Origin of the sequence: Microbulbifer okhotskensis (genome assembly GCF_023895975.1) — a bacterium.
GTDB lineage: Bacteria > Pseudomonadota > Gammaproteobacteria > Pseudomonadales > Cellvibrionaceae > Microbulbifer > Microbulbifer okhotskensis.
Genome location: NZ_JALBWM010000036.1, coordinates 13,356 through 39,440, shown reverse-complemented (window position 1 = coordinate 39,440; position 26,085 = coordinate 13,356). Strand labels below are relative to the sequence as shown.

Below are 26,085 nucleotides of genomic sequence, written 5' to 3'. Positions count from 1 at the left end.
GCAAGCTAAACAGATCTCCCCAGATAAGAACGTGAACTTTCACTACACAACTGCATCATTGACTCTACCCGTTAGATCACCCGGCTAAGCCTTATAGGATGTTTCTGTTCGTCAGCTCGTAGTTTTGCTAGTGGCTTCCTCCCCACAAGACCTCACGGTGTTGCAGTTGCCATTCGCTAGTCGTTAGCATCTAATGGAACCCATTAAACGGTGATCTTCCTTCAGGGGACTTTCACCCCATTAGTCCACGCCCATATGGGCGTACCAAGCACAGCCTGTCGGACAACTGGGACGACGCTTCGCGCCTAAAAGCCCCCGGTTTCCGCAGCTGTGGTCGTTAGAGCTACCAGTAAGATCGAGTGTGATTAATGTTCAAACAAATATGGAAAGGTTGGACTACAGGTGTTTCAGTTATCTTTACACCGCTATTCTTAATTGCTGCCTTGGTACAACCTGACGCCCCTGGGAACATGCTTTTAGCCGTGCCATTAGTTCCGATCATAGCTGCTGGGCAAGGTGTGTTAATTGGGGCACTGGTTTGTCTTGGTCTCAAAATATTGTCATTTAAAAATTAAAATGACTGCCACGCACTCTAAATCGGTTAGTGGTAGTTTCTAGCTACCGGCCCCCACACCACCCATCATGCGGGTCCGCAATGGGCGGCTACCTATCCGTAATGAATTTCTACCCTGCGATCACGTAACGAAACCAACCCCATCTTTTCGAAAACTCATTATTAAATGCAATGTGAATACCCTCAGTTTTTTGCGTTTCGCCAGTAATTTTTACCGGATGAACCGCAGGAGACAAACAGCGATTCACTCACACCCATACACAGTAAATTCCGAACTTTCATTCTGACTCTATGCCAGTTTTTCCAATAGCTCGTCCTTAATCGTCGCCGTATCCAGTAGTCAAAATCAATATCTTGGATGATTTTGTAATTGAAATCCAGAAAAAGAGACTTTATGAGTCCGGGATTCACCAGTCACTCACGCAACAACCAAATTATCGTAGCATCCGGTTTACGATCTTCCGTGCTTATCTTGAGAAACTGGTAAAATATGAAAGGATCTTGTGTCTGACATTCCGGTTCATCATCTAATAGATGATACAAATGCTTTGAATATCAGAACGGCGTCGAAGAACTTCCTTCCAGTATTGCTCTTTCGGGGTAATGAGCGGATTTTATTCAAAGTGCTCCGAAAGTCCCCCCTGATAATCCGCTTATGTAAGTCAATCAATAGATCGCTTTCTTTCAACTTTCGGTAGCGATCATCGAGATCGAAGAAACTCGGCTGTATTTTTGAAATACCCTTCGTTTGAGAATAATTGAGCTATTTTACAGGCTCTCAGACAATTTTTAGAGATGCCTTAAAGTCCATAATCGAGCCTGGAAAAACCTTCAGATTGTCGAAAAGCATAGAAAAATCAATGCTTCAGTTGAATCCGCACGTTAAGCATCAACCCTTTAACCGCGTGAACCGCTAGCCTAGTGCCTTATTAGTTCTGGAATATTTTACCCTGTTCTGTTTAAGATCCATGATATTTATCAGGTTGACGATAAACCAAAGGTCTTTGATAATAAAAATTCCACTAGAACTAAGTTGCCATGGCGCAGCCCAGCTTTGCGGATACGATAATAAAAAGGTTTGAGTGGTGAGAAATACTGCTGCACATAGTAATAGCCCGACCCAGAGTAGTTGTCTGATATACAAACCCAAAGCGAAGATTACCAGCGCAATCAAATCATAGATCCCGATCAGGTTGGAGGCCATTTGAACACTAAAGAAGCTGTACAGCCAGGACATCAATGGTGAGCTACGAACCAAGCCCTCTATTCCCTCCGCTTCGATGGTAGTGAACTTCATACCACCAATCCACAATAACACCAGGCCGATAGGGAAATAATTTATCCATATTAAAACACGTGGACTTAGCTTGTCCCGACACAACCAGGTTACTGCAATTGCCATTAGTGCAAAGTATTTAATTATACCCTGCCCAGAACCAATTGCCGGAAATCCGCTCAGGGAAGCAATCCAGTGGGTACTACCCAGAAGACTAAGTAGCGGGATTATCGATATAACAATGACGATGCCAGCAAGGGGTTTAATCAATCGACAGGTATAGAGTGACAGCGCGCTTAACACCGCTACGATAATAAATACGATTGCGGTGACAATACGGATAGTTGCCAGGGTGCCATCAGCACTGACACCATAAAACTCAAAAATTGATTTAATTCCACCCCACTGCCCACTAATTAGTGCAACTGACATCATCGCAAAGACGATGGTCAAAAGTCCAAACGGCAACTTTCGAAATAAAATACTCATGGTGTGGCGACCCGCTAGTCAGTTGAATTGTGCTGTCGCCAATGCGTCCAGCGCCCACCTTTCCGCCATCAACGCCTAGACCAGGCTGTAAAAGTCATCGGGGAAGGTTTATCCACTATTTGTCGCCGTTGCCTGGAAAATATTACATTGCTTCTCCGTGATATTTCACACAAGGCCCCACTCCCTCAATACATGATTTACCAAGCGGGCTTCACTCCAGGATCAAGGTTCCACGGTACATTTGCATCTGGCAATTAAACGGGTATTCACCGGGCTCTGCTTCTGGAATCTCCACAGGGGTCGCTTTGTTGAGCGCGAGTTCAGCACTAACCTCGAGGTCTGGGAACAATACCCATTCGGAGCAGGGACTGGGATCTTCTCGTCGAAAATACAGAGTGACAGCACAACCCGCTGGCAGTCGGATACGGTCCGGTTCATAGACTCCATCCTTAACCAGAATTTGCAATTTTCCGGCACTGGAGACTAGTTGCCCCGCACTTCGTTTTGGCCCCAACCAGAACCACCAGATAACCGCGAGAATAATCAGTAGGCCAATGGCATTTACAAGAATTATGGCCATCAATGAGTCTCCGACGGTTTGAAGAAGCGCAAGCGGTTGGCATTGGTCACCACTGTCAGGGAGGAAAAGGCCATTGCCGCACCGGCGATTACTGGGCTGAGCAATAGACCGGTCACGGGGTAAAGAACCCCTGCCGCAATCGGGATACCCAGGGAGTTGTAAATAAAGGCGCCGAACAAATTTTGTTTGATATTGCGCAGAGTGGCGCGTGACAACTCTATAGCATTGGCGACACCATGCAGGGAGGAGCGCATCAATGTGACATCGGCACTTTCTATTGCCACATCAGTTCCGGCACCAATAGCAAAGCCTACATCAGCACGGGCCAAAGCGGGGGCATCGTTAATGCCGTCGCCGACCATTCCCACCCGCTCACCTTTGCCTTGAAGCTCAGCGACAATGCGCTCTTTATCTTCCGGTAACAGCTCCGCGTGTACCCGGTCGATACCGAGGCGCTCGGCAACCGCCTCGGCACTCGCGCGGTTGTCCCCGGTGAGTATTTCGATACGCAGACCAAGATTTTTCAAGCGGATAATCGCGGCTTCTGCATCTTCGCGAATCGGGTCCGCCACCGCAATAACGCCTTTGATTTTTCCATCCACCGCAGCATAGATCACCGTGCGCCCAGCCTCGGCGAGCTTGGCGGCTCGCTCCTGCCAGGGACCCAGCGAGAGCCCCTCTTTGGCCATCAGTTTGTTATTACCCAGCAACACCTTGTTGCCCCTCACAACTCCGCTGACACCGTGGGCGTTTATTGCCTCAAAATGAGTGGGGCGCTCTAGATGTAGCTGCTTGTCTTGGGCTGCAGTGACTACGGCTTCTGCCAGCGGGTGCTCCGAGCCCTGTTCCAGACTCGCCACCTGCTGTAGCAGCTCATCACTATCACCGTCACTATCAATATCCGTCAGTCGCGGCGCGCCTTCGGTAAGGGTGCCTGTTTTATCCACCACCAATACATCCAGAGTGCAGGACTGCTGCAAAGCTTTGCCGTTGCGCACCAATACACCGTGCTCAGCGCCCTTGCCCACCCCCACCATGACAGACATGGGTGTGGCCAGTCCGAGCGCACAGGGGCAGGCGATAATCAGTACAGAGGTCAGTACTACCAGCATGTGAGCAACACGCGGCTCCGGGCCTAAGTTGAACCAAACCAGAGCCGCTACCACGGCGATAATCATCACCACCGGTACAAAGATAGAGGAGATTTTGTCCGCCAGGCGTGCAATAGGCACCCGCGAACTCTGGGCGTTTTTTACCATTTCGATAATCTGCGCAAGGCGAGTATCGGCACCCACCTTCTCTGCACGAAACAGTAAACTGCCATTCTTATTGAGTGTACCGGCGGCCAGGCTGGCCCCTTCAACTTTTTTGACCGGTACCGGCTCGCCGGTAAGCATCGCTTCATCCACCAGGCTACTGCCTTCCAGTACCACCCCATCTACCGGAATTTTCTCACCGGGGCGAACGCGCAACTGATCCCCTGCCTGCACCTGCTCAATGGGCAAGTCCACTTCCCGGCCATCGCGCAAAACCCGCGCGGAGCTATCTTGTAACTCGAGCAGTTTTTCCACTGCGGCACTGGTGCGGCCGCGAGCCCGAACTTCCAGTGCTTGTCCAAGGCTAATCAGGCCAATAATCATGGCGCTAGCCTCGAAATACACATGGCGTGCAGCCTCGGGTAACAGGTGGGGAACCAGAACGACCATCATGGAAAACAGCCAAGCAGTACCGGTGCCCAGAGCGACCAAAGTGTCCATAGTCGCATTGTGGTGGCGCAGGGCTTTCCAGGCACCGCTAAAGAAATGCCCGCCACAGAACACCAACACAGCCAGAGTGATCAGCCCCATCCCCCCCCAGACCAGTTGCTCAGCGGGGGTGTTCACCGAAACGTTATCAGTAATCAGCCCCCAAGCCATTAGAGGGACGCCCACGCCCAGCGCAAATGTCGAACGCCACAATAATTGGCGATAGTGGCGCTGTTCTTGCTCCCGCTGCTCGGCTCGTTGCTGTCGTTCACTGCTCTGTAGAAGCTCAGCGCCGTAGCCAGCTTGGCGTACGGCCTCTACACAAGACTCAACGTTCACATTACCTTGAATCAATAGCGTTTTATCTGCGAGGTTTACGCGGGCACCGGAGGCCCCCGGCAACGCATTGACAGCCGCCTCGATTTTGTTTGTGCAACCTGCGCAATTAACCCCACTCAAGCGGAACAGCCTTGGCCCTGATTGTTGTTCCTTTGTCATTTTCCTCTCCCACGACACCAATTTCAGTGACAAAGTTACAACCTTACCGTTAGGGGAAGGCAAGCGTTTGTCTCGGGTGCCCTGTTGCGACACCGCAGCCATTTCATCTGTTAGCTTAGCGGCTGGTATCGGGCGCCGGAAAAGGCCGGTCATTCGCCAATGTTCGCGCATGCTCTCCAGCGGAATGTTATTATTGCGCCATGACACATCCCCTGCTTCCCGAAAGACCCCTTTGCATCTCCCCTTCTCTGGCCGCTACCGTGGGCCTGGAGGAGTCTGTGCTGCTGACTGCATTGGGCGACCTGGTCCCTTTTCTACCGCTGGAACCCTATGCCGGCCGGGACTGGTATACCGCTGCGGGAGAGCAGCTGTATCTATTGCTACCTTTTTGGCAGGCAGCGGATATTCAAAGAGTGGCTACCAGCCTGCGCAACCAGGGCGCGCTTCTGTTGGGAGCCGCACCGTTTGGCAGTAGTGAGGTCCTGAAATTTACCCTACCCGGGGAATACAAGCGCCCCGGTGCAGCTACAGCGGCACCTCCGGCGACTCCGGCGACTCCGGCAAACCGCAATGCCAATACCATTGCCCCCAGTTGGCAACCGGACAGCGAGACCATGGCCCGCATTGCCCAGCTGGGTATCCCGGAACATTATGTCCGCGAGCAGCTGCCCGAATTCGTGACCTATTGGCGCGAAAGGGCCGAACCCCGACACTCCTTTGGCTCCCTGTTTATGCGTCAAGTAAAGAGCAAGTGGGAAGCTTTCCGCGCAACCGCGCAGCGCAAGCAACCCCTGCCCAGTGCCTGGCAACCCAATGATGAGACCTTGCGCAAATTGGCCGACGAAGGTGTACCGAGCACCTTTGTCAGCCGCGGTCTGCAACGCTTTCTCGACTATCACCGCTCCAGCGGCAAGCAGTCTATTTCCTGGGACCTGGAGTTCAATGACTGGATCCTGGAGGATTGGGAGAAGCAGGACACGCCCTTTATCGAAAAGCGCAAACCCACTGCCATGGCCCGCGACTGGCAGCCCAGTGAGCACACCTGGGAGCAACTACAGCGCTTGGCGATCAATCCACGCTTCTCCGCAGAACTGCTTCCGGAGTTTATCTACAAGTGGACTGAGCGCGGCGGCCACAGCGCGCGCTGGGGCGAGCTGTTTATCGAATACGCGCGGGAGGAATGGGCCTACTACTGTCAGGGTATCGAGAAAAACCCCGTGGCCAAACCTATTTCACGCAACTGGCAACCGGGCGGTGACTGTCTCAGTCATCTAATGAACCAGTGCGAAATTGACCGCGACTTTGCCCTATCTCTGGTCGCAGAATTCATCATTTACTGGCGCGGACAGAACGCCGCGCGTAAAAGCTGGGACGCCGTATTTGTGCGTCATGCCCGTCATCAATGGGCAGAGCGCAACAAGCTGGCAATAGGAAATTCTTATGGCAATCCAAAAGACTCCCACAACAACACCAACCAGCGCACCCGCGACCGATCAATCGGCGACATACTCACAGACACAAACTGGTAATACTCAAAACCAGGAAGTACTGAACGAAAAGAAGCGCGCGATTAACGAAGTGTTTGCGCTGTTCAAATTGAATTATCATAACCAGTTCAGTGCGGCATTTCCCGATACCGAAACCCTGCATCACGCCAAACGTCTATGGCTTGAAGCCCTTGCCGCCTTTGCGCCGCAGGATATTATGCTCGGTGCCAAACGCGCTATTCTGCAGAGCGAATACCTGCCGACCGTACACAAAATGTTGAAGTTATGTGCCGCAGGAGAAAATGGTCTGCCTGAAGCCCGCGCCGCCTATCGCGAGGCCTGCAACGCACCCAGCCCTAAAACCAATTTCCACTGGAGCCATCTCGCGGTCTATCACGCCGGGCGGGAGTCCAACTGGTTCTTCCTGGCAAATAATCCAGAATCAACCGCTTATCCGGTATTTGCCGAACACTACCGTAAAATTTGCGAACGGGTATTGAAAGGGGAGCAGCTCACAGCCCCTGAACAATTAAAGTTGGAGGAAAGCCCCAGCACGCCGCTTTCAAAAGAGGAGAATACGCGCAGGCTCGCCGAGCTACGCGCTCAGTTAGGGATTTAATAGTTTCCAGCTTTTTCGCACAGTGGGGGTTGTAGGGCAAAGGTCCCAACCCCAGCGGCCTGTAAAAAATTTTGGACCAATTAATGCCTGCCGATATCACCAGCAAAACCCAGGTATCTCAGGGACTTCTTTAGGCGTTTTCGTGCCAGTGCCTCGTTAAATCTCACCAGAAATACAGCTGCCCCCCAGGATACAAGCTGCGAAAGAAATCAAAACACCCGCTGCCTGAGCTGTTACTCTCTAAGATTTACTATTTCCTAAACTCGAGAAATAGAGATACTATCGATAATAACAAGCAATTATTCGACTGGCATCATTTAAGTGGCCGTAGTGTTATGTCAAAAGTACTGGGGGCCTCGGCCGTAGTTTTCTTTGCCTTTATCCTGTGGATTTTCTACTTGGCCAACACTGGGTCCAGCAGTGTGTTGTTTGATCTTACTCAAGCCATCCCATTTGGCGATAAAATTGGCCATATCTTTCTATATGGTACTTTTAGCATTATTTTAATACTTGCTACCCGCTCGACCTCTTCCCGTTTCGGCCCCGTGGAAATATATTATGGCGCCCTCGCCGTACTGATTTTCGCCCTGACAGAGGAGATAAGCCAAGCGTTTATTGTAAACAGAACGTTTGATCTTATTGATTTGGTGTCCGATTTAATCGGGGTAATCCTTGCCAATATCCTAGTCTATTATTTCAACAAATTAAGACGCCGAAAATTATCGATGAAGAGCTGATATCAAGTTGCCAATAGACGCTACCTATTCCGCCCCCAGCAGTTCATTCACTTTTCGCCAATCAACCAACTTGAAATTTTGGCTTCTGCCCGGCATTCGGTTGCGCCCATCCTGGACGATTAATACACCCTCCGGATATTGCGGCCCCAAGCTCGCACTGGTCACGTCCAGGCCATCAGTTTCAGAACTGCCATCCACACCCAGACGGGCGTTCATACCGACCTTAAAACGAGTGATAAACTCGCGACCATCACGGCTAAATAGCACATAGCTGTCATTTCCCTGGCTGGACACCACCAGATAGCCGTCATCGCTGTCCCCTTGGTAAAGCGCAAGTCCCTCAATGTCCGCAATCAATGTTTTATCATTCACTTCCGCCACCAGCGCCGGAATAGCCTCACCTGCGGCAAATGCCCGGAGTTCCAATCGCCAAATTCCCCGATCCTCCTCTGCAAAAAACAGTACATCACGCTGATCATCTACTACACACCCCTCCACTTGACTTTCAAGCTTCAACGTTGCGTTCTCTATCACCTCAAAATCGTCAAAAGCCTCCGAAATGTTTATTGCAAACTGATGGAGACTGCCATTTTTATCAGAAACCCAGGCGAATAATCTGGACTGAGTCTGCTGCAAACAGAGCCCGTAAGGATCAACCAATGCAATAGCACGGTACCCCAAATGCTGCACTTCGCCACGGTGACTGATTGCAAAGAGATCTAAACCGGGGTTCGACCGGTTGGAGGCTACCGCGACGGCACTCATCGAGGGGTGAGAGATATGGCGTATGTCCACATTATTAACCCGGCCAACGGCAAAGTGCTGCAGCAATTCACCGGAAAGCCGGTAAATATTGAGCCCCTTTTTTTTATCGGTACCAATCACCAGGCTGTCTTCTGGGGCCTGGGGGTTAACCCAGATAGCGGGATCATCGGCAGCATCACCGGCAGAAGCTACTGGCTGGGTCTCAGTCTGGGCGGGTATGCTGGCAATCGCCTCAACGGGCACTACAGCAGGCCTATGAGCCTTCTCTACAACGGGCAGGGGAATATGCGTAATCGCTTTATGATAGCCATCCAGCACCACTAAATCCCCCCCCATTCGCTCTAGGGAAATGGGCTCAACATCACCCTGCTCAAGTAAAGAGATGGATTGAACTTCCATAACCGGATTGGCAAGGTCAAAAGCTTGTATACCCCCTCTTGCAGCCACCCACAGCCGGTCCATCGGGAAATCTAGCCACAGGCTGCCGAAGTCGCTGCCGAGCATGTCACCAGCGACTAGCACTTTACGCTCCTCATCTTTCTCGGCATCGGCATTCAAACTCAAAACACCTATCGGAGGTTGAGAGACCAGCAATCGCCCTCGACGGGAATCGAAACTGCAACTTTGTACCTGCTCGCCAAAATAGAGTGGCCGAATTAGGGTGAACACGCTTTGCCGGGCTTCAGGGGAAACCAGGTACTCGGCACCCAAACCATCTTCCCCGATTGAAAATAAATGACTCCGCCCGGCCTGTTGGGAAAAACACAGAGCGCTGCGTGGGCCGACATTCTCAACGCGACCCAACAACTCAAATAGCTGCTTTTTATTCTCTTTTTCGGACAATTGATAAAGCCGAATCTGTTCAAAACGTCCCTCATAAGCCGCAATTAAGTAGGTACCCTTACCCTTTGGAAACACGTCTAGCTGCTCTATTCTTCCCGCCTGCACAGCCCGTATTTCTGCCGACTCATCAACAAGCACTAATCCTCGATCTTCACTAGCGAGCAAAAAGTAGGGCTGCCCTTCAAAGAAGACAGACACCATCTGCTCGGCAGCAATGCCGTTTAATGGAAGCACTTTGTGCGGTATCAAATCCTTACCGTTTTTCTCAGCATTACATCCGAGCAGGGATATGCAGAAAAATACACAGGTAATAAGAGGGCGCATAGTAGGGCCTTATTAATCACGTTGATGTGTAGACGTTATCTGGGATCACTTAAAACACAAAGCCGCCGCTGGATTTGCGGGGGCCTTGTACAAGGGAGGATTTATCCCGGCGGGTTAACCTCTATAGGAAGGGTGTGGTGCAAACCTCGGATTGAAAAAATCACAAATATCTTATCAACAAGCTATTAGAAGGTACTGTAACTGAGCCCTATCGCATAAGTAGGGCCATACTCTTCATACTGGCCATTAAAGCCTGAACTGTGCACATAGTAAGGTTCATCGGTAAGGTTCACGCCGGTAAAACTCAATTGCAGCCCATTGTCAAAACGGTAACGGGCAGAAAGGTCCAACTGTAGATGATCCTCCTCGTAGCGATCATTCCCCGCGTCTTCCAAGTCGACATCCAGCAACCGCTCACCCCGGAAGGCCGCAGAGAACCGCATACTAAAAGCATCTTGTTCATAACCAACAACAAAGTTACCCACAATGTCCGCCTGTGAGGGCATCGGAATTTTGTTACTGCGCTCGCTGCGGGTGTCGAGCCCCAAGTCGGCCTCAGAATCTGTAAACGTTGCATTGACCCTCAACAGAAAGCCATTGTCAAACCCTTGCGTCCAGGCCAGTTCAGCGCCACTGATACGAGCGCTGTCGCCATTTATTGGCTGCCAAACCTCAGCATCATCCACACTTAAGTTGCCGATAAAGCGGGTGGGATCAACCGTACTGGAGACCTCAGACATCACAATAAAGTTATCGATACTTTTGTGAAATAGACCCAGGGAGAACATCCCCAGATCTTCCGCATAATATTCTGCAGAAAAGTCGATATTGTGGGATTCGTAGGGGGCCAACGCTGAATTTCCAGCCTCAACCTCCAGCTCCCCCTCATCGTATTCAATCTTGTCAGGGGAAGGGTTCAAATCGCCGAATGATGGACGTGACAGGGACTCGGAGTAGGCCGCGCGCAATACAATATTATCGCTGTACTCAAATTTGTAATTAACACTCGGGAAGAAATGGTCATACTTTTTTTCAAAGTTGACTTGAGTGGCATAAACCTCATCTGCGATTACTTCAGCACCCGGCAAAGGCTCTTCAGATTCCACCACATTGACACCTTCAGCCGTAAAATCAGTTCGCTCATAGCGAACACCGAAAACCAGCTGAGAAACATCAAATTCGATAGTATTCATCACGTATAAGGCTGCGATGTCCTCATCCATGGCGTAATCCCGAGCCGAAACCAGGGCGGTTTCAGTTTCATCCAACTCAAAGTCAGGCAGATTTGCGTTGATAAAGCTGTTCAAACCGCCAACATTTACACCCGGTCCAAAAGCGCCCAGATCATAGTCGACGCTGCTTCGAACAACGTCAGCAAGGGTGTAATCTCCTCCAAATCCTTCGTAAACAGACGCATTTAAATCACCGTTTTTTCCCCGCTGACGCGCATGCAACCCAAATTTAATCATCGATGGTTTCCCGGCCCAGTCGATTTCGCGACTGAAATCGAGACGAAAACTCAGCTCTTTATCTTCAGTAAAATTATCTTCAATCACCAGCTCATCAAGTACATAGCTGGCCGGATTTAATACTGCTTCGACATCTTCGCTGCCCACTGCCATACGAGGTGTATCACCGGCCTCCACATAGCCCAGACGCAGGGAATCCAGAACAAAATCTGTATCTCGACGATTCGGTTCGGACTCCTCCGCATTGGAATATCCCAACGCATAAGAGACATCCCACGGGTCAAAAACGTGCTCACCGCCAAACACCACCGAGATAATTTCCTGCTCCTCAAGACGATCCTTCAGCGACTTTTCCAGAGCAGCCTCTTCCCATTGGGCAGAATTTTGTGAAATAGTTTCAGGCTCATCGCGCTCATCGCCAAGCTTCCAGGAGTTGCGCTGGCGGATTTCCTGGTCGGAAAAATCGGAGTACAGGCTGTGAAGATAGAGCCGGGAATCATCGCCGAGATCCAGATCGAAGTTAGCGGCCACCCCTGTGCGCTCACGGCTGATGGTGTAATCCCTCTGTTCTATTTCAGTGGTACCCATACCGACGGAACCATCCTCTGCAGTAAATTCCTCCCAAGAGCCATCGGTCTCAATGTTTTCTGAGCCGAAATCGCGCTCTTGGTGGCTCACCGCCAATGCCACACCGAGTCGGCGCTCACCATCCAGATCAAAGATACTGGTCATGGTTGCAGCCATTTTGGGGCTGTTTTCATCCTGCAGCTCACTGTAGCTGTTTTCAGTGGTGAACTTATAGGGACTGCCATCATAATCCAGAGTATTCAAACTCTTAATCTCAATGGCACCGCCAATAGAGTCAGCGCTCATATCCGGAGTCAGGGTTTTGAAAACCTCAAGACTGGCAAGCAGGTCAGAGGGAATCACATCTAGGGCCACTGCCCGGGTATGGGTTTCTGGCGCCGGTAAACTGACACCATTGATAGTGGCAGCATTCAGGTTGGGATCTATCCCCCTGACACCGACGAATCGGCCCTCCCCTTGATCCCTCGTAATAAACACACCCGGCATTCTCTGCAGAGCTTCTGTGACATTGGCATCGGGAAGCTCGCCAATGGCATCAGAGGTTTGAACGGCGACTACTTTATTGGAATCGCGCTGCCGATCCAGGTCACTGCGCGCATTGCTGGCTTGAGCAGTCACCGTCACTGTTTCCATTGCCTGGGGCTGGTCACTTTGCGCAACGGCATTTGCAGCAATTAGAGCAGTTGCCAGTAACGCCAGAGGCATCCCGAGCAACGGTAAACCTGTTGCATTATATTTCATTGCGTCCCACTCCCATTTTGCTGATGGTTTATTGGATTGGACGCAGACTAGAGCGCAGTGATGAACTTTACGTGACGTTTTTTTTAAGCTTGTCATCACCGTGTCAGATAGAACCGTGACAATGGTTCAAAATTTTTAATATATATTCTATTTACCCAAAAAAATGAATCCGCGTCGCTCTATAGAGCCAAATAGGCAAGAAACTTTATTTCCCGATCATTTTGTCTGCCCTCATTGAGGAGTACTTATGAACGATAATCCCAAAGATCCTACGCGACGATCTCTATTTAAAATTCTGGGTAGTGCCACTGCCGTAGGTGTAACCGGTAGTTTATTGCCTAGCTGTAACACAGAGAAAAATGGCAAGCAGCAATCCCTGACCTTTAACGAAATTCCTCAGACACTAGATTTTGCACATCATTTCCCTGTCGGGTATCGGGCCGATATATTATTGCGCTGGGGAGACCCGCTGCACCATGGAGAAAACAACTTCGAGCCAGAAAAACTAACGCCAAAAAGCCAACAGCGGCGTTTTGGTTATAACAATGATTTTATTGCCTTTATGCCGCTGGCCCCCGAGGTCCTTTCAGCTCAAGGGCATATTCATCTGCGTAGCAAAAACAGCCATCGAGGACTTTTGTGTGTCAATCACGAATACACTCAACCCCACCTGATGTTCTCCGGCTATAACAATGAATATAGTGCTACCCAGGGAGTGACTGCCGATCATGTCGCCATAGAGCAAGCTGCGTGTGGACACTCCATCGTGGAAATTGAAAAAGGAAAAGATGGCTGGCAGCCCGTGACTGACAGCCCCTATAACCGTCGAATTACTGCGACAACGGCAATGGAAATTGCGGGCCCTGCCGCCGGGGATGCACGCCTGAAAACACATCAGGACCCCAGCGGTACAGAAGTGCTCGGTACTATCGGTAATTGTGCCGGAGGAAAGACCCCATGGGGCACCGTATTAATTGCCGAAGAGGGTTTTGGCGGCGCCTTTCAGGGGAACCCCGAACTCATTGAGGATGCCAGGGAAGCCGTCAATCATCGGCTCTTTGGGATCAAAGCGGAAAATCGCAATTGGGGTGACTATGACCGCCGTTTTGATATACAGGTAGAGCCCAACGAGCCCAATCGCTTTGGCTGGATGGTGGAGTTTGATCCCTATGACCCCCAGTCGAAGCCGCGAAAATTAACCAGCTTGGGCCGTTTTGAGCACGAGGGATTTACTCTCGTGTGTAAACCCGAGCAGCCCGTGGTGGCCTATGGCGGCGATGATGACGAGGGTCAATTTGTTTACCGCTTTGTTTCTCAGCATCACTATCAGCCCGATAATCCCTCCGCAAACTGGCAACTCCTCACCGAAGGCACTCTCTACGCTGCCCGCTTCGCCGATGACGGCAACGGGCAATGGCTGCCGCTGATATATGGCCAGGGGCCGCTCACAGCGGCAAATGGCTTTCGCAACCAAGCCGATGTCATGATTGATACGCGGCGCGCGGCGGCAATGCTGGGCGCCACGCCGATGGACAGGCCCGAGGATGTGGAGACCAACCCCCACAATGACTGTACCTACGTGATGCTGACCAAAAACAAGAAACGCGGCAGTGACAATCTGGATGCCGCCAACCCCCGCGCCCGCAATATTGCCGGCCATATACTGGAAATAGTACCGCCCGGAGTCAAAGGAAACCGCGACCACTCAAGTGCCAGTTTTCAGTGGCAACAGTTTCTTCTCGGCGGTAATCCCAATGCTGAAAATCCCGCCGAACGCGGTGCCTATGGTCAGCAATCCCATTACGATATCTCCAGCCACGGCTGGTTTGCCAATCCCGACAATGTCGCTTTTGACCCCAAAGGCAATATGTGGGTTGCCACTGACGGGTGCGAACGCTTTGGTTTCCACGACGGTCTCTGGGCTATGGCCACCGAAGGTCCCCTGCGCGCGGCGCCCAAACACTTTTTTGGTTGCCCGAGAGGCGCCGAGGTCTGTGGCCCGGAATTCAGCCCAGATGGCAAGACGCTATTTATTGCCATACAGCACCCCGCAGATGCTCGCAATTCAACTTATGATCAACCGCTACATCGTTGGCCGGACAACGACCCAAAACTACCACCGCGCCCCTCGGTACTGGCGATTTACAGGGAGGATGGTAAAGAAGTCGGTAGTTAGACATTTTTTATGACTGTGAAGGGACCCTGCTAAAATTTTAATCTAAAGCTGTTTTTCGGCCTCACCACCCGCTTATCGACCGGCTGGTAATGGTCTTTTAGCCGAGGTCCCTATGACATTGTGGAGTGAGTTCGTGTTACGCCGCCTCTGTAGCGCGTTATGTGCCACCGGTTTACTCCTGTTTTTTTCCCTGCCCAGCAGTTCCCAGGTCCCTGAAAATGCAGTCAACCTTAGGGGAAGTGGCGCCAGTTTCCCCTACCCCATCTACGTGGAATGGTTTCGCCAATTCACCCATCGCGAAAACAATATTTTTATATTTTATGAAATGAGCAGTAGCAGCGACGGCATTCGGGATTTCCTGGGCCACACTGTGGATTTTGCCGCCTCAGATGCAGCCATCGGTATTGATGAATTAGATCAAATAAAGGAGGGCGCAGTGGTTCTACCGGTGACAGCAGGTGAGGTGGTGCTGATTTTTAACCTTCCCGGCATTGAAAAACTTAAGCTGTCACGAGAAGCTTATAGCGGGATTTTTTTAGGCGAGATTACTCATTGGAATGATCCCAAGATTACAAACAACAATCCGAAATTAAAATTGCCAGCCACAGAAATTACCGTGGTTACCCGCTCGGAGAGTTCGGGGACTTCCTATATTTTTTCCGGGCACTTGAGCAGCGTAAGCGAGCTCTTCCGCGAAAAAATTGGCCTGGACAGATCGCCTGAATGGCCAAAAATCCCAAGATTTGTCAAAGCGCCGGGGAATCAAGGCGTCTCTGCCTGGGTAAGGAAGAAACCAGGGGCAATCGGCTATGTAGAGCACGGGTTTGCACAACTTATCGATCTCGATGTGGCAACGTTGGAAAACCGGGCGGGCAACTATATCGAAGCGGGCCCCAACAGTGGTGCCGCAGCCCTATCCGAAGTGGAGTTCCCCAAGACTGCACTGCCCATCAGTGGCGCGCCAAATCTGATCGCCTGGGTATGGGACCCGAAAAAGGAAAATGCCTACCCGATTACCAGTTTTTCCTGGCTACTTCTCTATGCTAATCAAACCGATGGTAAAGCAAAAGCCCTGCGGCAGATGTTGGTTTTTATGTTGAGTAAAAAATCCCAGGCTGAGGCCGGTACTTTAGGTCTGGTACCACTACCAGAGAATATACGTATCAAAGTACTGAATGCGGTCACTTATGTACGCTAAGTTATCAGGTTTCTGCGCATTCGATAATGCGGTTTCTTCCAGCGCGTTTTGCCTGGTAAAGCGCAGCATCCGCCCTCTGCATCAATTCCAGAATTCCCTCTTCCCCCTGTAAGCCGGCAATGCCAATACTCGCCGTAAACTGAACTTGCCCTACCGCACTCTTAATCACAATTTTGGCAATATCCCGATGAATACGCTGAGCCACAGCCAATGCGCCCTCAGTACTGGCGCTAAGCACCAAGGCAAACTCCTCACCTCCAATACGGCCAAATATATCCACATCCCGCACATGCTGAGAGATAACCCGCGTAGTGGCGCAGAGCGCCTGATCACCAATCAGATGCCCATGGATATCATTGACTAATTTAAAGTTATCAAGATCTAACATTAATACATAAAGTGGAAGGTCGTTTTTAATTGCCACTCTCACCAGACTGCCAGACTCCTCAAAGAAGCAGCGACGATTGAATACTCCAGTTAAGGGGTCAGTACGAGCTTCTTGTTCCGCCCTTACCTTGGCAAATTCGAGTTCTTGAGTTCGCAATTGCACTTGGTACTCAAGGTCGGTTCTTGAAGCCTCCAGATGCTGAAGATATTTTCTCTCAGCCACTTCTTTTTGTCGGCGCAAACGCTGCACCATCAAACTAATAGCGATCATAATTGCGAGCATCTCGACAAAAGAGGCAACCGGTGGCCAGTAATAATTTATCGGATTGTGTACCACAAACCCCAGGTCCCGCATCGCTTGAACCAAGAGTCCCAGCACCAAAGTAGCCCAACCAAGGGCAAATACTGCAGCGGCACTATTGCCCTGCCGCCATCGCACCATCGCAACAATAACAACACCCGGATAGAGAAATAGAGCAAGCACCATCAAAATATCGGCCATTGCCTCCCACTGAAAAACCACACAGATGATTAACAGAACTCCGTTCAGCATAATAAGCTGAAGGACGTAATCCATGCGTGGGGTGTATTTTGCCGTTTCCAAGAAGCATCTGGAAAATAGAATTCCAGTTAAAATCGCTGCCGCACTACTAAGAGAAAGGTAACTCCAATGAAAATTATCTTGAATAAGGTATTGATGGGTATATCCCAAGAGGGTTCCCCAAACCCATATCTTAGCGGCAGAATAAACTGAATAGAGATAGAGGATATTCTCACGCATAGTAATTGCACCAATCAACGCGAGAATTGCCATTAAGAAATATCCGCCGAAAAGAAACGACGTTAAAATTGCTTCCGTTTTACTCCTTTCTTGTAACTGTGAAGGTGTCCAAACACGCATACTGGGGAAAACTACACCCAGGGTGCCCGCATCAAATTTTACCATCATCTCTTTGGAGGAAGACGGAGGTATAGTTATTGGAAAAGCGAAGCGATGATGCTTTATTGCCCGAGCGGAAAAAGGCTGACTAATAGATAGATTTGCGCTCTCGACATAGGGGCCAGTACCACCGCGTAAACGCGAAAATGCCATTAACCCCATAAGCTGATTATCGATATATTCAATTGAGACAGTTACCGCACTGCTGCTGGAATTTTTCAATACAAAGTGAGACCAGAAGGCGCCGGACTTCAGCCCTGTAGATCCGGCGCTGTCTAACGGCACAAAATATTTCATCTTATGGGCCGCAACAGCGTCAGAGACACTTTCCATCCCCGTCACATCGTGCCAAATTTCATTTAAGCCACTGAGCTTGCTACCCGCCTCTAGAGATGTCACTTCAAGTACAGGGTGTGCCTGGCTAACCTGAGGCAATAGTATGAACCCCAAGAAACTAAAAACAGTCAAGCACCATGCAGAACGGAAGTACCATTTAATACTGTCCGGTAAGATATCGAATTGAATCCCGCCAATTTTTCTATTCATTGTCAATATATGGGGGCGTAAAAATCTCGCCTTTATATAGGCTATCTCTGTCAGTGTAAACGCGACGGTTCAATTAAATAGAGAGCTATTCTGACCCGAGTTGAAAATATACCCTCAATACTAGAAAGTCATAAAGTGATAGATGCATACACCCTATTACCTCTAATGGAAAACACTTAGAGCTGATTAAAAAACAAACAGATTCACCCTGAAATTATCAAGCAACTGAAGAAAGTGTTTCCTGCCTTTCGCCATTAATCAGTCAGGCACTGTATTGTTAAACTTCCTCGTACCCGCTAATCGATCGCCCCCCTTTAACTAGAGATATCAATATAGTCTACGAAGGGTACACAACCTTTAATGCGTCCAAGAAAGATGGAATATTGACGATTACTTTTGACTATCCATCGGTCAATAATCAGGGACTGCCCATGTGGGCGGGTCTAAATATCCTGGCACAAGAATTGGAGAGACACAGGAAGATAAAAGTCGTTGTATTTTAGTCTGCTAATCCTGAGATTTTTATCGCCCACGCGATGTTATTTTCTTAGGGGTATATCCACTGAAGCAGTATCGCGGAATGAGGTAAAAGTCTTGAATTTATAGATTATTCTGGAGAGAATCAGTAAACTTCCACAAGCCACCATTGCGTAAATAGAAGGGTTTGCATGCGGTGGTGGTGGTGGTGGTGGTGGTGGTGGTGGTGGTGGTGGTCATGAGTTTACAGTGGCTTGCGATATGCGTTTCGCTGTACGCAGCAAGAAAAATCTATGCCATAGAAGTGGAAATGGCTACCCCTGCGGCGGCGGAGCCTCTAAAATGGCGTGATAAGCAGGGATTGGACGAATTTTTTAACTCATTTTTAGTGGCCGCGACTTTGACGCCGATGAAGCAGAACTTTATGGCATCGTTAACAGGGCCATGGATGCCAACGAGCTCTCTCCCTACGTCGATGCATTGACAACACGTATTGTAGAATTCTCTACTAAAGCCATCGAATCATGTAAGAGGTCCGTACATCTCTATCGACCGGCCTATTACCAGGCCCTGCAGGACGAAGCATACTGGCTCCATCAATCAACCAGAAAAACGCCGGCTATTAAATGTTTGACTATGGCGGATGAAACCAATTTTCCGTTTGACCTTGAAAATAATTACACTTTTGCAAAAATTTTCACCGCTCGTTTTGGCGGTGAATACTAATCTCACCAAATACACTTTTATACCATAAATAGCTTTAATTGCCCGTTCAATCGGTGGTTTCGGTTATGCAACCGCCAAAATACTTGTCAAAAGGGACATCATCTAATTTTTCATGGTCCCAGCGCAGATGGAGTTGCCGAGAGACGCCGGTCAATAGATAGATAAATAGACCCAATAACGTGATAGTAAGTCTTACAAGTAAGGGTCAAGTACATTTAAGGCAAACGTATGAAGAACCTTTAAAGATCAATATTCACTGATAAAACAGCCTAGAAATTTTCCACGACGCACTTCATCACTTGCGAGTTGAAAACTCAAGGAATTATCGATTAGGAAAAATGCTCATGATAGAATCTAAAGATATAGTACAAATGTTGGGCGTCAGCCTTCGCACAAGATAGTTACTTGTGCATTGACTTTCGAAACCGGCCATCTTTATTCTGGTTTATGCCTTCAGATTAAATCGACCATGGCTTTTGAAACCAAAGCTAGCCCACAAATTAACATAATAAATAACGTATATATCTTAAATTTTTCAGCACTGACTTTTAACAATTTTCTTTTAGCAAAAAATACCCCGATTATCCCCCCTATGCCCGCTGCAACCCCATAGAGTGCCAACTCCAGTGAGATAGCCGAAAAGGTTATGTAGGTGACTAACTTGGTCGCCTGCATAAGTAAACTATTCAGTGCCTTGGTAGCAATTAACGCTTCTTTTTCAACGCCATAGTTTAAAAGGAAGGGGTTTTTGAGAGGCCCCATCGCCCCAACAACTCCAGAGACAAATGAGGTAACCAAACCAACCGGGAAAAAGTAGGGCAGCGTCATTGGAAAAGTTTTTTCCCTATGCCCAAACTGATATTGAAAAACAGTCGATATTAAAAATATTCCCACAATCAGCTGTATCCAATCTGGGGACATCTGGGTATAAGTGTAGGCTCCGGCTGCGGCACCTATCAAGCTGCCCGGTGTTAGCCATCGAATGACTTTCCAATCTATATATGACCAAAAAACCAAAGCCCGATAAGGAGAGGCGAGGCATTTGGCAATAGTCACGGTGGGGGCCACCAGATGAGGGCCCACTATAAAGCTGATCACAGGCAGTAGAAGTACAGCGCCGCCACCCGCAGAGAGCGTGCTAATATACCAGGCCAGAGCGCCAAAAATCAGTAAGAGGAGTTCAACCATATGTCGATTTCAAACACCACCAAATAGTCGTAGTTTGAAGAATTTGGCTTGTTAAGCCCATGCTGAGCCAGGCCATTGCGGTATGGCTTTTATAATCAGCAACACGTAAGGCATAAACAGGAAGGTAAAAGAGTAGTGGCGTAGACCATTGGAACCTCCTGTGCTTACGACCCTATTCGCTGAGGAATCTGAGCCAGTTTTGGCTGGGCCATCAAGCCAGCTTAACAAGATGGCTTGTTGACGGCAGTGTGAAAGTATATGCCGCAAACCTTAAGATGTATTCGTCCGGCGCATATCAGTACATAAAATCGTTTCAATGGGAGTTTAGAGGCCTTCACGGGCGTCGGTGCTCGTTGGAGAGCTCAGATTGCAAAAAACTGCTGGATTCCAAGTAGTACATTTGTTGTAGCTACAGAGGCCAATATCAGCCCCATCACCCGGCTCACTATGCTGGCTCCGGCATTACCAATAAACCGATAGATCCAATTCGCTGTCAGTAAAAGCACGATCACAATAGCCAGTACGGCTAACATCGCCGATGCGGTTTTTACCTGATGAATCGTATCAAAGCGATGATTATCGGTCAGAACGACGGCAGCTAACATAGCGCCAGGAGAGGCAATGGAGGGAACGGCCAGAGGGAAAATTGCCGTCTCATGCCCTTCGCGGATAATTTCGATCTCCTGCTCGGGTTTACCATCACCAAAGATCATGGTCAGCGCAAAGAGGAACAGGACTACTCCCCCGGCAACCTGAAATGCCGATAGGGGCACTCCGATAGCCTCTAGAAAGAACTGGCCCGCCACCAGGAAGAACAGCAGAATTCCCGCGGCCACAAGCACTGCCAGCCAGGCAATGTTACGTTTCTGCCAGTCCGCATGGCGAGCGGTGACGGCTATAAACACCGGTAGCGTACCGACGGGATCAATAACGGCAAAGAAAAAGACAAAACTACTGATCCAATCGTTCAATGGGTACTCCAGCTTGCCGTGCTACTATCCGCATAATTGAGCCGCGCGAAGATTGACCAGGGCCGGAGCGATATATGCTTTGGAGGCCAAGCTCCGTTGTAAACGGTAACCGCTGGCGCAAGCGTAACTTGTAACTTGTAATATACAAAAAGTCTAGTGCATGACGAATCACTCACCGACCGCCCGGCGTATCGCTAAAACCATCCTCAATGGTTTCAATGCCTATTTTGCTGACTATCAGAACATTACCTTAGGCGCCAAGGCCCGCTTTGAAACAGCATCCTGGCAGGCGGCGCACGAGGCCAACAAGGCCCGTATCGACCTCTACAAAACCAAAGTCACCCAGGTGGTAGAGCTGGTCCACTCCGTTACCAGCAAAGATACCAACCGACTGGAGTTGTGGCGCGATGCCCGCGCCACTTATGCGCAGCTAATCGCAAACCATAATAACTATGAAATTGCCGAAACTTTTTTCAACTCGGTGTTTTGTAGTCAGTTCCACCACGCCAATATTCACGATAGTAATATCTTCGTAAAGCCGTCCCGTACACCAGAGGATAAGCCGCTGCGGGATTACAGTATTTATATCAGCTATAGCGCCCGCGACAGCCTGGAGTATATGATCGAAGATATTCTCAAGGACTTCCGTTTCTCTACGCCTTGGGAAAATATGGAGCGGGATGTCATCCATATCTGTGACTCCCTGCGCAATGCTCCACTGGCAAACCTCGACAACGAAAAACACTTGCGTGTGGATATGCTGGAGTCGGTCTTCTATCGCAACAAAGCCGCCTATCTGGTGGGCCGTATTATTCTCAACGGCGAAGTTATTCCGATGATATTTCCGTGTCTGAATAACGGTCGCGGCGGTATTTTTGTGGATACATTGATCTACAACAATGACTCCGCCAGTATTATCTTCAGCTTCACTCGCTCCTACTTTATGGTGGACGCGCCAATTCCGTCCCGGTTTGTGCGTTTTTTATCCACGATTATGCCGCTCAAGGAGAAATCCGAGCTGTATAACTCTATCGGCTTTCACAAACACGGCAAGACTGAGTTCTACCGCCATGTTCTCGCGCATATGAAAGTCAGTAACGATAAGTTCGTTATTGCGCCGGGTATCAAAGGCATGGTGATGAGCGTTTTCACTCTGCCTTCATACCCAGTGGTGTTCAAGATCATCAAGGATGAATTTGATGAGCCTAAAACAGTGACCAAAAAGATCGTAAAGGAGAAATACAAATTCGTATCTCGCTCCGACCGGGTTGGACGTATGGCCGACACCCAGGAGTATTCCTTCTTTATTTTCTACCGCAATCGATTCAGTGAAGAACTCATTAAGGAGCTACAAGAGGTAGCACCGTCACAGCTAATCATTGATGACAAAAGAGTGATCATCAAACACTTATATGTAGAGCGGCGGATGGAGCCGTTAAATCTCTATTTACAGCACGCCAATGAGGAACAGACCTGGGAGGCGATGGAAGAGTACGGCAACGCCATTAAACAGCTCGCCGCCGCCAATATCTTTCCCGGCGATATGCTACTAAAGAATTTTGGGGTAACCCGTCACGGCCGGGTGGTTTTCTATGATTACGATGAACTCTGCCCACTGACCGAATGCAACTTCCGCAAACTCCCGCAAGCACAAACTGTAGAGCAGGAACTGGCGGATAGACCCTGGTATACCGTCGCCGAAGCCGACGTTTTCCCGGAGGAGTTTCGCCTGTTCTTCTCTGGCAACCCTACCGCGCGCGCCGCTTTCGAGAAACTCCACAGCGATCTCTACAACTATCGCTTTTGGAAACTCCTCCAGGATCGTATTCGTGCCGGACATGTAGAGAGCGCCTTTCCTTACCGACGCAAGTGGCGCTTTCATCGCCGGTCTCACACCCGCCTACAAACAAAGTAGACAATCAATCTATGACTATATTGATAGGAGGGCTTTACCAAGGGAGCAGGTAATCTGTGTATATTTTTCGCTGGGCTGTAATCGCTGTGGTCTACACCACCCTGAGTGTCAGCGGTTGCGGCTATTTCCCCAGTGAAATGTCCATTCCGGGCAAAGTTCCTGCCAAACGCCCGCCCCCCCATGCACGTATCACCGGTAAGCCTCATGTCGTCAGCTGCGCAACCCCTGCACGGGGATTTCCCAGCATATCTTTCGACGATGTATTCACTTTTACAGAAAACCCCAGACAACCCTTTAGAGAATCATCGAGCCTGCCACCGCATTTTGATGTAGTAGGCTATGTTTGGGGTGCAGAGAGATGTACACCTGCCGCCTTCTGTAGTAGCGGTGACTACTACCAACTACTGGGTCGTGGACCCAGTGGTGATTTCCAAACCTGGATTAGCACTCCCCAATACCCACGTATTACTATCCAATCGCCTTGCGCCAAACGTCTGCAAGTGGGTCAAGGATATCGTTTCTCATTTAGCGATGGGCAGTTAGTCGGTTTTAGCCCCGACTAGAATACTCAAATCACCAGCGAAAATACTACACATCGGCCTTTTGAAGAAGAAAGACAAAGAGTCGTGTTATTTAAAGGTTTCTTAGATACCGATAAATTGCATCTTGTGCCCGACAGCCTTTGTGACCCTCATTTGCCAGCTGGGTATTGGTTTGCCCGGCATCAATAAGGCGTGCTTTCTGATTATCGCTCCACTGCAATTCCATAATTTTTCTGATGGTATTGTAGTGTTCTGTGTTCATCACTGGATAAGTCACTTCAATTCGTTGGTCAAGACTTCGCTTCTTCAGGTTGGCCGAGGATATCCACATCACCTCATCCCCACCATTGTGAAAAATATAAACCCTTGCATGTTCAAGATATTTATCAATTAAACTCACCACCTTGATATTGTCAGATAGCCCCAGGGTCTCACACATCAATGCACATTGACCGCGAACAAGCAACCTAATTTTAACTCCGGCTGCGCTGGCTCTATAGAAAAGTGCTATCAACTGACTATCAACTAAACTATTGCACTTGAAAAATAAACTGGCCTCACGCCCTTTACGAGCGGCCTCAATCTCGCGTTCAATTGCCTGATCAAAAGATTGGCGCAATGAGAAAGGAGAAACAATGATATGTTTATAATTTTGCTGAATATTTGGGAAGCGCATATACTCAAACAAATTATAGATATCTCGACCGACCGCCTGATGGTTAGTCAATACGCTAAAATCACAATAGACACGGGCAGTGCTCTCATTAAAATTCCCCGTACCCAACTGAGTATAAAAACGATTTTTTCCTTGTTCTCTGCGCACAACCGAAATTAATTTGGCATGCACTTCCAACTCGGGGACTCCATAGATCACCAGAACCCCAGCCTCAATCAACTTGCGCGACCAACAAATATTGGCCTCTTCATCAAAGCTGGCCCTTAGCTCGACAACCGCAATGACTTTTATATTATTTCTTGCTGCATTAATTAACGCAGCAATTACTCGTGAATTTTTTGCCATCCGGTACAAGGTAATACGTATTTCTCTAACCTGAGGATCGATAGATGCGGAAGCGAGAAAGTTCGTTATCGCCAAAAAATCATGATATGGATAATAAAACAACAAGTCACTCGCCTGCAATTGCTCAAATACACTCTGGTTAACAGGCAAAGTTGGCAAGGGTACCAATCGCCTGTATAGAAAGCTTTTAGAATCCGAGGCAAAATGCATAAGATCCTTGGAATTATGATAACGCCCACCAGGGGTATAGCTATCGCGATTTCCCATCTTAAGTTTCTTTTTTACCAGGTCCAATAGGATCTTGGGCATTTCCATATCATAAGCGAGGCGTACTGGATCTGCACGCATTCTCTGCTTTAGCGACCGCTCAATACGATCGAGGATATTTTGTGTGATTTGTTCACTCAACTCAATATCAGCATCCCGGCTAATTTTAAACATATACGCTTTCGCAGAAATAATCGGCAACACACTTCTAAAAATATCCAAAAGGCATATCCGAATTATATTATCCAAAACAATATATACTTTCTCTTTCTTTCCCTTTCTTGCCGGGATTTCTATAAATCGAGGTAAAATGGAGGTCGGAATTTCCATTGCCGCATACCGCTTCGGCTCCCCCTTCAGTTTCAAGGTAATGGCGAAATAGATATCTCGCTCATTAAGCAACGGCATTGGAGATCGGCCATCAATAAAGAAAGGCTCTAATTCTGGCAGAACTTCCCGTTGGAAATAATTTTTTACGAAGGCAAGTTGCTGGCAATTTAAACCCCCTTCTCGGACAATGTGGATATTATATTGCCCAAGCTCCTCCATCACTTTGGCATAGGCATCTGAGTAGCGCTCTTCAAGCCGTAAAATTCGCTTGTTAATTTTTTCCAACAACCTGGTGAAGTAGGCTTTCTGTTCTGTACCGATAGAAAAACTAGTGAGTCTACGTACACCAGCCACCTGAGTACGAAAAAACTCATCCATATTATTGGAAAAAATACCCAAGAAATGTACTCGCTCAACAATCGGTACACTCTCGTCCTCCACCTCCTGCAGCACCCGTTCGTTAAAAGAGAGCCAACTAAGCTCTTTGGGGTACAAGGGAATATCATTCGCCATGGGCAAACCGCTTCCACAACTATTAACTCGTATACTGTCATTTTCAGCGACAACTAAAGCTTGTCGCCCCCAGGCTGTAAAGTACGCACAACCTCAGCTTGCATTCGCGCATGAATCAGATCAACCATGCACGTCTCCACTAAAGCTCAGGGC

The 26,085-nt window shown here is 48.9% G+C and carries 18 protein-coding genes; 9 read left to right on the top strand and 9 right to left on the bottom strand.

Annotated features, from left to right (window positions below; translation table 11 throughout):
• Positions 1-1,487 precede the first annotated feature (1,487 nt).
• From MO867_RS10340 to MO867_RS10330, 3 genes are all read right to left on the bottom strand, one after another.
• On the bottom strand, positions 1,488-2,339 hold the full coding sequence (locus MO867_RS10340) for a DUF417 family protein (RefSeq protein ID WP_252466354.1): 852 nt from the start codon (positions 2,337-2,339) through the stop codon (positions 1,488-1,490).
• A 211-nt stretch (positions 2,340-2,550) separates the two neighbouring features.
• On the bottom strand, positions 2,551-2,919 hold the full coding sequence (locus tag MO867_RS10335) for a cupredoxin domain-containing protein (protein ID WP_252466353.1): 369 nt from the start codon (positions 2,917-2,919) through the stop codon (positions 2,551-2,553).
• Positions 2,919-5,162, bottom strand: coding sequence for a heavy metal translocating P-type ATPase (locus tag MO867_RS10330; RefSeq protein ID WP_252466352.1), 2,244 nt, complete (start codon positions 5,160-5,162; stop codon positions 2,919-2,921). Before MO867_RS10330 ends, MO867_RS10335 begins: the two co-directional genes overlap by 1 nt.
• Before the next feature lie 200 nt (positions 5,163-5,362).
• Here MO867_RS10330 and MO867_RS10325 point away from each other — a divergent pair, with 200 nt between their 5' ends.
• From MO867_RS10325 to MO867_RS10315, 3 genes are all read left to right on the top strand, one after another.
• A complete protein-coding gene (locus MO867_RS10325) occupies positions 5,363-6,691 on the top strand; it encodes a DnaT-like ssDNA-binding domain-containing protein (RefSeq protein WP_252466349.1) in 1,329 nt (442 codons plus the stop codon).
• Complete coding sequence (locus MO867_RS10320) at positions 6,603-7,268, top strand: replication protein P (RefSeq protein WP_252466347.1); 666 nt, start codon at positions 6,603-6,605, stop codon at positions 7,266-7,268. The genes MO867_RS10325 and MO867_RS10320 overlap by 89 nt, the downstream gene beginning before the upstream one ends.
• Positions 7,269-7,603: 335 nt before the next feature.
• Entirely contained in the window at positions 7,604-8,005 is a 402-nt protein-coding gene (locus tag MO867_RS10315) for a VanZ family protein (protein WP_252466344.1), read from the top strand.
• 24 nt (positions 8,006-8,029) lie between these two features.
• On the opposite strand, the gene MO867_RS10310 is transcribed toward MO867_RS10315, so the two are convergent.
• The gene (locus MO867_RS10310) at positions 8,030-9,937 is read right to left on the bottom strand and encodes a phytase (protein WP_252466342.1); all 1,908 of its coding nucleotides are present in this window, start codon (positions 9,935-9,937) and stop codon (positions 8,030-8,032) included.
• Positions 9,938-10,122: 185 nt separating this feature from the next.
• Positions 10,123-12,735, bottom strand: coding sequence for a TonB-dependent receptor (locus MO867_RS10305; protein WP_252466341.1), 2,613 nt, complete (start codon positions 12,733-12,735; stop codon positions 10,123-10,125).
• 247 nt (positions 12,736-12,982) lie between these two features.
• Here MO867_RS10305 and MO867_RS10300 point away from each other — a divergent pair, with 247 nt between their 5' ends.
• The gene (locus MO867_RS10300) at positions 12,983-14,911 is read left to right on the top strand and encodes a PhoX family protein (RefSeq protein ID WP_252466340.1); all 1,929 of its coding nucleotides are present in this window, start codon (positions 12,983-12,985) and stop codon (positions 14,909-14,911) included.
• Between the two features lie 112 nt (positions 14,912-15,023).
• Entirely contained in the window at positions 15,024-16,109 is a 1,086-nt protein-coding gene (gene pstS / locus MO867_RS10295) for a phosphate ABC transporter substrate-binding protein PstS (protein ID WP_252466339.1), read from the top strand.
• Positions 16,110-16,113: 4 nt separating this feature from the next.
• Here pstS and MO867_RS10290 read toward each other — a convergent pair whose 3' ends face one another.
• Entirely contained in the window at positions 16,114-17,871 is a 1,758-nt protein-coding gene (locus MO867_RS10290) for a diguanylate cyclase (RefSeq protein WP_252466338.1), read from the bottom strand.
• Between the two features lie 775 nt (positions 17,872-18,646).
• On the opposite strand from MO867_RS10290, the gene MO867_RS10285 reads away from it, so the two are divergent.
• Together MO867_RS10285 and MO867_RS10280 are read left to right on the top strand one after the other, a co-directional pair.
• Positions 18,647-18,943, top strand: coding sequence for a hypothetical protein (locus MO867_RS10285; RefSeq protein WP_252466337.1), 297 nt, complete (start codon positions 18,647-18,649; stop codon positions 18,941-18,943).
• Positions 18,904-19,185: a hypothetical protein gene (locus MO867_RS10280; protein ID WP_252466336.1), complete on the top strand. Its 282-nt coding sequence runs from the start codon at positions 18,904-18,906 to the stop codon at positions 19,183-19,185. The genes MO867_RS10285 and MO867_RS10280 overlap by 40 nt, the downstream gene beginning before the upstream one ends.
• 453 nt (positions 19,186-19,638) lie before the next feature.
• Here the strand turns inward: MO867_RS10280 and MO867_RS10275 are convergent, their stop codons facing one another.
• A complete protein-coding gene (locus tag MO867_RS10275) occupies positions 19,639-20,373 on the bottom strand; it encodes a sulfite exporter TauE/SafE family protein (RefSeq protein WP_252466335.1) in 735 nt (244 codons plus the stop codon).
• Positions 20,374-20,735: 362 nt separating this feature from the next.
• Complete coding sequence (locus MO867_RS10270; protein ID WP_252466334.1) at positions 20,736-21,344, bottom strand: MarC family protein; 609 nt, start codon at positions 21,342-21,344, stop codon at positions 20,736-20,738.
• 160 nt (positions 21,345-21,504) lie between these two features.
• Between MO867_RS10270 and aceK the strand changes: the two genes are divergently transcribed.
• Together aceK and MO867_RS10260 are read left to right on the top strand one after the other, a co-directional pair.
• Complete coding sequence (gene aceK / locus MO867_RS10265) at positions 21,505-23,259, top strand: bifunctional isocitrate dehydrogenase kinase/phosphatase (RefSeq protein ID WP_252466332.1); 1,755 nt, start codon at positions 21,505-21,507, stop codon at positions 23,257-23,259.
• A 56-nt stretch (positions 23,260-23,315) separates the two neighbouring features.
• Positions 23,316-23,822 carry a hypothetical protein gene (locus tag MO867_RS10260; RefSeq protein ID WP_252466331.1) on the top strand — a complete coding sequence of 169 codons (507 nt, stop codon included), beginning with the start codon at positions 23,316-23,318 and terminating at the stop codon, positions 23,820-23,822.
• A gap of 70 nt (positions 23,823-23,892) precedes the next feature.
• On the opposite strand, the gene ppk1 is transcribed toward MO867_RS10260, so the two are convergent.
• Positions 23,893-25,932 (bottom strand): polyphosphate kinase 1, encoded by a 2,040-nt coding sequence (gene ppk1 / locus MO867_RS10255; RefSeq protein WP_252466329.1) that lies wholly within the window; start codon positions 25,930-25,932, stop codon positions 23,893-23,895.
• Between the last annotated feature and the right edge of the window lie 153 nt (positions 25,933-26,085).